Below are 3,491 nucleotides of genomic sequence, written 5' to 3' on the forward strand. Positions count from 1 at the left end.
TTTAGCATGTTAAAATTATTCAATATTCTCTTCCTGAGCCCAAACTTTTTAGGGAGAGCCCTCCAAAACAGCCGTTTTTTTGATATAAACTCTGTCTTTCTATACCAGCCTAGCATCTTTAGGCCTCCGCCTTTCGTGCTTTTCCTTGCGCTTGTTGATTCCTTCTTCTCTGATTTTCCACGCTTGATTTTTTAGATCCGATTGATCTGCTTCTAAAAGTTTTGTTTTCATTTTTAGTTCTGTGCCTAACACTTTGTGAAGAGTTTTCTCGCTACTGCCTAAAGAAAAATTCTTTTCAGCTTTAGGGATAATAATTTTTTTGGAGACGTATATAGTCAACTAATGATAAAATGGTTAGAACAGAAGAAAAGAGAAGGTATTTAAAGCTTTCGTATTCATGGGATTTTCGTAGTAAGGATTTAGGAATGAACACGAAAGAAGGGGTGAGCTATGAAGACTCTGGTAAACATTTTGGAATGGCTAAGAAGACTATAGATGGAGTAAGCATTTAGAACCAAAGTTCGTTCGCTATAACCTAGTCAGCACAATGGATATGGACTCTTTAGAACACGATATCGCGATATATCCTGATACCGATCAGCCAGAGCGCTTTGGGGTCAGCACTGTTGGCATTTTGAAAGCCCTGAAACGTTTTGGTGTGCGCTATAAAAAAAACCTTAAATCATCCAAAGATGGATCCAGAAAAAAGATCTCTATTGTGCTAAAAGGGTGATGAATTAAACAGAAAAGTTGATGAACGTGGAGTTGTCCATGATATGCCAAGAACGCACGGGTATTCTGCAAAAGGGAAGCCTTCTTACGGAAAACAAGAATTGGGGCGCCCAAAGTAAACCAAATGGCATAGGCGCTTTGAGGAGCTCTACTTTAGGGGCCATTAGATTGCTTATGGGTTCTGTAAAGGTACTGACTTGTTGGGTAAAAGAAATGGTACTCACCACCCCCCCAGAAAACCGTGGTAGTGTCATGGACAAAGATGCTTTTCATAAAAAGAAAGCGATGCAGAAAATGATTAAAAATTCTGGTCATACTTTACTTTACCTACCGCTTTATTTTCCTCATCGTAATCCCATTTAGAAAAATGGGCTACTATGAAACGATAAAGACAGGATTACAGAATTTTCTCAATGATATTAGGATATAATCTGATTCTTTTTTGCATCTATTATTATATGATTTACTATGTCAAATCATATTAAAATGCTTCTATTACAACATCTTTTGTTTTTAATATCGATACTACACAGAAGTAAAAATGATTTAATCCGTTATTAAAAACGTTGGAAAAAGAAAAATTTTTATTCAATATTTTTTCCATTTTTTTTATTTTACTTTCTTGTTTTTAAGTACAGTACAAAATTTACGTACGCTGTATCTAGAAGTATTTTTTTATTCATGTTTCCTAAAAAAATGAGCAGAAATGTTCGTAATAGATCTGCACATACTCATACAACGCATACAATAATGTCAGAACTTTTAAGATATATGCAGATGTACAGAACAATGATAGGAAGAAAGCGCACTATGCCAATATTTTTTTCTACTACACTGACGTACGACTATTGTACCGCCAGGAAATTGAAATGGGATCTGGTCTAAAAGATAATGCTCAGCTAAGACTATGAAGGCTGCACAGGATGCAGAACCGCAGGAAAGTGTGGGGCCGACACCCCTTTCCCAAGTGGCAATGAGCACTGGTTCTGGATTCTTTTTCTGGAGATCTACACAGCGCACATAGGAAATATTAACGCCCGCAGAATCGTAAGAATTTTTTCTTAAATTTCTCCACGCTTCGTCGTAAGCCCGAATATAGGATACAGGGTCTTGATAACCGATAATAATAAGGTGAAGATTTCCTAAGTCTACACCGCATATGTGCTCTCCTTCCTTTATAACATTCTGCCACATTTCTTGGGTAAAACTTTTTTTTATAGATTCTATAGAAAGTAAACGACCTTTTCCTTGACATACTGTAATGGTTTGAGACGCTTGATTAGTGTGAGGTTCTTTAGAGTTTACATATGCCTTCAAAGGGCCCACAGGTCCTTGAAATTCTATTTCGGACTTAATATAGCCTAGTCGAGACAACAAATGTGTTGCAGACCGGGTTCCGTTTCCACAAGCCTCAGCAGAGCTTCCATCTCTGTTCCAGAACCGAAGGTGCCATAAATGCGTTTCATCAGTATAAATTAATTGCACAAATTGGTCTGAAGGGTATCTGGAGTGTACTGAAAAAAAATTTTCTAAAACCTCTCGCGTACATGAGAAAGCCTCTTCTAGAGTTTTAAAAGGTGTAATCTGAACTAGAAAAGAATTACCCTGAGCTTCCATTACATGTATTTCTGAGCACTTAGAGTTCTGAAATAGGGTCAGGGGAACGCCGATCAAATTTTTAAATGACGCGTTTCTGTAGGGCACAGGACGCGAATTCCGTCTAAATCCTTGGTTAACGTTACCTGACACCCCAGTCGAGAAGTGCGACGTACATCGTACGCTAAATCGAGCATATCTTCTTCTTGAACACTGGCATCAGGGAGTAGGTGAAACAGCGTTTCATCTTGAATAATTACATGACAGGTAGCGCAAGCGCAGGCTCCTCCACAGGCGCCTTCTAAATCAATATCCTGAGCTTCCAATAATTCTCTATGGTCATTAAACACTTCAAATATCGTCTTCCCTACTTCACCGAGAACAGATACTTCCTTTCCTTGAGCATTGCAAAACAAAATTTGAATGTGCTCCTCTTTAAAAGACTGCTTTGTTGACATGCAGTGTTCCTTCAAAATTAAACATTTTTATTTTACAATGCTCCTGAAAAGGACGCAACCCTCTAAGATTAAAAGCAAAAGAAAAAGCTAGTTTTAAACTGTTTTATCCTGGTTTTTCCATATAAACTCTTTCTTTTTTCTCTCAATAGAAGTACTCTATCGAAGCAGTCACCGTGCTATAAAAATTTTCTATACTGGTGATACTAATTTGCTACATAAAAATCAAATTTAAGATAAAAAGGGTAACACTAGGTAAAAAAGTGAAAAAAGTATGAGAACGCCTTGAAAGAAAGTCCCTATGGAGATAAAGTACACAAACATTGCAAATACGTCGAGAAAATCGATTGGGATTATTGAATGTTACACCGAAACAGACACAAAAAACAAGCAGAACGCTTATTTTTTGGGAAGAGCATAGTATTTTAGCCGCTAAAACCCTGGGCTTAAGCTAACGTTTAAAGCGACGAAGTGAATGTTGCTGCTTGACTACCTAAGCTATACAAAGCGTTTATTTCGCTATCCTTCATTAAAATAATCCTCAATAGGTTAGAACAATGGTTTACCGAACTGTTTCTAAAGTATTGTTATTGATAATTAAAGCAGGAATTTTGGTCTCAACGCTAACGCGCATAGTGTTCTTTCTCATCTTTTCCGAATAAAAAATGAACTTTTTTGTCTTATGTTGGTTATGTATACAGAAACATT

The 3,491-nt window shown here is 37.0% G+C and carries 7 protein-coding genes; 4 read left to right on the forward strand and 3 right to left on the reverse strand.

What is annotated here, in order from left to right; genetic code table 11:
- Positions 1 to 99: 99 nt before the first annotated feature.
- Positions 100 to 231 carry a hypothetical protein gene (locus tag HCUR_RS09850; protein ID WP_279337636.1) on the reverse strand — a complete coding sequence of 44 codons (132 nt, stop codon included), beginning with the start codon at positions 229 to 231 and terminating at the stop codon, positions 100 to 102.
- A gap of 119 nt (positions 232 to 350) precedes the next feature.
- Between HCUR_RS09850 and HCUR_RS08625 the strand changes: the two genes are divergently transcribed.
- The 3 genes from HCUR_RS08625 to HCUR_RS04565 are packed head-to-tail and all read left to right on the forward strand — an operon-like array spanning position 351 to position 1,095.
- Positions 351 to 512: a hypothetical protein gene (locus tag HCUR_RS08625; RefSeq protein ID WP_165780759.1), complete on the forward strand. Its 162-nt coding sequence runs from the start codon at positions 351 to 353 to the stop codon at positions 510 to 512.
- A 35-nt stretch (positions 513 to 547) separates the two neighbouring features.
- Entirely contained in the window at positions 548 to 733 is a 186-nt protein-coding gene (locus tag HCUR_RS04560) for a hypothetical protein (RefSeq protein WP_104206958.1), read from the forward strand.
- 20 nt (positions 734 to 753) lie between these two features.
- Entirely contained in the window at positions 754 to 1,095 is a 342-nt protein-coding gene (locus HCUR_RS04565) for a hypothetical protein (RefSeq protein WP_104206959.1), read from the forward strand.
- A 399-nt stretch (positions 1,096 to 1,494) separates the two neighbouring features.
- On the opposite strand, the gene HCUR_RS04570 is transcribed toward HCUR_RS04565, so the two are convergent.
- Complete coding sequence (locus HCUR_RS04570; RefSeq protein WP_129591912.1) at positions 1,495 to 2,406, reverse strand: diaminopimelate epimerase; 912 nt, start codon at positions 2,404 to 2,406, stop codon at positions 1,495 to 1,497.
- Complete coding sequence (locus tag HCUR_RS04575; RefSeq protein WP_104206961.1) at positions 2,403 to 2,786, reverse strand: 2Fe-2S iron-sulfur cluster-binding protein; 384 nt, start codon at positions 2,784 to 2,786, stop codon at positions 2,403 to 2,405. The genes HCUR_RS04570 and HCUR_RS04575 overlap by 4 nt, the downstream gene beginning before the upstream one ends.
- Positions 2,787 to 3,106: 320 nt before the next feature.
- Between HCUR_RS04575 and HCUR_RS09855 the strand changes: the two genes are divergently transcribed.
- A complete protein-coding gene (locus HCUR_RS09855; protein ID WP_279337638.1) occupies positions 3,107 to 3,238 on the forward strand; it encodes a hypothetical protein in 132 nt (43 codons plus the stop codon).
- Positions 3,239 to 3,491 lie beyond the last annotated feature (253 nt).

The sequence above is a fragment of the Holospora curviuscula genome (genome assembly GCF_002930195.1).
GTDB lineage: Bacteria > Pseudomonadota > Alphaproteobacteria > Holosporales > Holosporaceae > Holospora > Holospora curviuscula.

What these genes read in the sequence shown, in the direction of transcription:
- HCUR_RS04560 (WP_104206958.1), top strand. Translation starts at nt 548, where the DNA reads ATGGATATGGACTCTTTAGAACACGATATCGCGATATATCCTGATACC.
- HCUR_RS08625 (WP_165780759.1), top strand. Translation starts at nt 351, where the DNA reads ATGGTTAGAACAGAAGAAAAGAGAAGGTATTTAAAGCTTTCGTATTCA.
- HCUR_RS04565 (WP_104206959.1), top strand. Translation starts at nt 754, where the DNA reads ATGAACGTGGAGTTGTCCATGATATGCCAAGAACGCACGGGTATTCTG.
- HCUR_RS09850 (WP_279337636.1), bottom strand. Translation starts at nt 231, where the DNA reads ATGAAAACAAAACTTTTAGAAGCAGATCAATCGGATCTAAAAAATCAA.
- HCUR_RS04575 (WP_104206961.1), bottom strand. Translation starts at nt 2,786, where the DNA reads ATGTCAACAAAGCAGTCTTTTAAAGAGGAGCACATTCAAATTTTGTTT.